Source organism: Micromonospora sp. URMC 105, from assembly GCF_051386295.1.
Lineage (GTDB): Bacteria > Actinomycetota > Actinomycetes > Mycobacteriales > Micromonosporaceae > Micromonospora.
This window is the reverse complement of record NZ_JBPQTL010000185.1, coordinates 1-2,617: the sequence shown is the minus strand read 5'-3', so window position 1 is coordinate 2,617 and position 2,617 is coordinate 1. Positions and strand designations below refer to the sequence as shown.

Here is a 2,617-nt window from a genome sequence, read left to right as displayed (position 1 = left end):
CTCCCGCCCCGCCTCGGTGATCAAGAAGTTTGGGTCAGGAATCGGGGGCAAGGTGACGCAAACTTCTTGATCACCGCGCAGGTCGGGGGCGGGCGACTCGTGAGTAACCGGCGGGTCGTGGTTACCTGGCACCCGTCCCCACCCCTGGACGTCGGGAGGAAACATGATCGAGTCGCTGCTGGTCGCCAACCGGGGCGAGATCGCCCGCCGGATCATCCGTACCGCCAAGCGGCTCGGTATCCGCGCGATCGCGGTGCACTCGGAGGCCGACGCCGGCCTGCCGTTCGTCACCGAGGCCGACGAGGCGGTCTGCGTCGGCCCGGCCAACCCGGCACAGAGCTACCGGAACGTCGAGGCCATCCTCGCCGCCGCCAAGTCGACCGGCGCGCAGGCGATCCACCCCGGCTACGGCTTCCTGTCGGAGAACGCGGACTTCGCCCGTACCGTCGAGGCCAGCGGCCTGATCTGGGTCGGGCCCCGCGCGGACGCGATCACCGCGATGGGCGACAAGATCAACGCCCGGAACCTGATGGCGGCGGCCGGGGTTCCGGTCGCACCCGGCACCACCGACCCGGCGGCCGACCTGGACGCGGCGGTCGCCGCCGCCGAGGAGATCGGCTATCCGGTGATGGTGAAGGCCGCGGCCGGTGGCGGCGGCATGGGCATGGGCGTGGCCATCGACGAGACCGCGCTGCGCACCGAGTACGACAAGGTGCGCGCCTTCGCCGAGCGGATGTTCGGCGACGGCTCGGTGCTGATCGAGCGGTACTTCCCCCGGGTACGCCACGTCGAGGTGCAGATCCTCGGCCTGGCCGACGGCCGGGTGGTGGCGCTGGGCGAGCGGGAGTGCTCGGTGCAGCGGCGCAACCAGAAGCTGGTGGAGGAGTCCCCGTCGCCGGCGGTCTCCCCGGAGCTGCGCGAGCGCTTCCTGACGGCGGCGGTACGCGCCGGCGAGGCGGTTGGCTACCGCAACGCGGGCACGGTGGAGTGCCTGCTCGACCCGGCCACGAACGAGTTCTTCTTCCTGGAGATGAACACCCGGCTGCAGGTCGAGCACCCGGTGACCGAGCTGGTCTACGGCGTGGACCTGGTGGAGGAGCAGCTCCGGGTGGCGGCCGGCCTGGTGCCGACCTTCGACCCGGACGCGCTCGCCCCGCGCGGGCACGCCATCGAGCTGCGGATCAACGCCGAGGACCCGAAGCGCTTCCTGCCCGGCCCCGGCGCGATCACCGCCTGGGTGGAGCCGACCGGCGAGGGCGTCCGGGTCGACTCCGGCTACGTCGCCGGCAACACGGTCACCCCGTTCTACGACAGCCTGATGGCCAAGCTCATCGTCAACGGCAAGGACCGGGCCGAGGCCATCGAGCGCGCCAAGGCGGCCGTCGCCGCGTTCGAACTCACCGGCCCGAAGAACAACCTCCCCTTCTTCGCCGAACTCCTCGAGAACCAGGAGTTCCTCTCCGGCGACTACGACACCGGCATCGTCTCCCGCATGCGCTGACCGCCCGGCCCCCACCTCCCCGCGCGTTGATCATGAAGTTGACCTGGTGACTCGCCCCATTTGTCCCGGTCAACCTCATGATCAACGCCGGTGGAGGTGGGGGGTGGGATGCTGAGGGGGAACTTCTCCAGCGCTACGTCACAGTGAGGTGACCCCTTATGGCGGAACTGCCGGACTTCGTCTCCATCCGTGAGGTCGGGCCGCGGGACGGGCTCCAGAACGAAGAGCCGATCCCCACCGACGCCAAGGTGCGGCTGCTCGACGCGCTCTCCGGCACCGGCGTCCAGCGGATCGAGGCGGTGTCCTTCGTGCACCCGAAGGCGATCCCGCAGATGGCCGACGCCGACGAGGTGTGGCAGCGGGCGGCCCGGGCCGAGGGGGTGCGCTACTCGGCGCTGGTGCCCAACACGCGCGGCGCGCAGCGGGCCCTGGCCGCCGGGTTCACCGAGATCGAGGTGGTGGTCTCGGCCAGCGACACCCACAACCGGCGCAACGTGAACCGTTCCACCTCCGAGTCGCTGGACGACATCGCCGAGCTGATCGACCTGCTGCACGGCGCCGGCGCCCGGGCCGAGGTGATCGTGGCGACCAGCTTCGGCTGCCCCTACGAGGGCGACGTCGACCCGGCGCGGGTGGCCGGCATCGTCGACCGGGTCGTCCGCGACGGCGCCGACCGGGTCGCCTTCGGCGACACCACCGGCATGGGTACGCCCCGGCGGGTCCGTGAGCTGGTCACCGCCGTACGGGACCGCAACGCGCACGTGCCGGTGCTGCTGCACTTCCACAACACCCGGGGCACCGCCCTGGCCAACCTGCTGACCGCGCTGGAGCTGGGCGTGACCGAGTTCGACGCCAGCGTCGGCGGCCTCGGCGGCTGCCCGTACGCCCCGGGGGCCAGCGGCAATCTGGCCACCGAGGAGGCGGTGCACATGCTGCACGACATGGGCATCGACACCGGCATCGACCTGGACGCGCTGATCGAGGCGGCCGAGCTGGCCGAGGAACTGGTCGGCAAGAAGCTCCCCTCCGGCGTCCTGCGCGCCGGCCCGGGCGCGCTTGCGCAGCTGCTCCAGTGCCTCACCGTCGAGCGTCACGCCGACTCCCTCGCCGCCTGGG

Annotated in this window: 2 protein-coding genes; both read left to right on the top strand. The window is 71.5% G+C overall.

The features are described from left to right. The first annotated feature begins 163 nt into the window (after positions 1–163). The gene (locus ACSNN7_RS28760) at positions 164–1,501 is read left to right on the top strand and encodes an acetyl-CoA carboxylase biotin carboxylase subunit (RefSeq protein WP_436684188.1); all 1,338 of its coding nucleotides are present in this window, start codon (positions 164–166) and stop codon (positions 1,499–1,501) included. A 158-nt stretch (positions 1,502–1,659) separates the two neighbouring features. Then, positions 1,660–2,617 (top strand): hydroxymethylglutaryl-CoA lyase (locus ACSNN7_RS28755; RefSeq protein ID WP_436684187.1); only part of this gene is annotated, 958 nt, incomplete at its 3' end.

Excerpts from the sequence above, each read along its gene's own strand:
- ACSNN7_RS28760 (WP_436684188.1), top strand. The coding sequence starts at position 164 with ATGATCGAGTCGCTGCTGGTCGCCAACCGGGGCGAGATCGCCCGCCGG.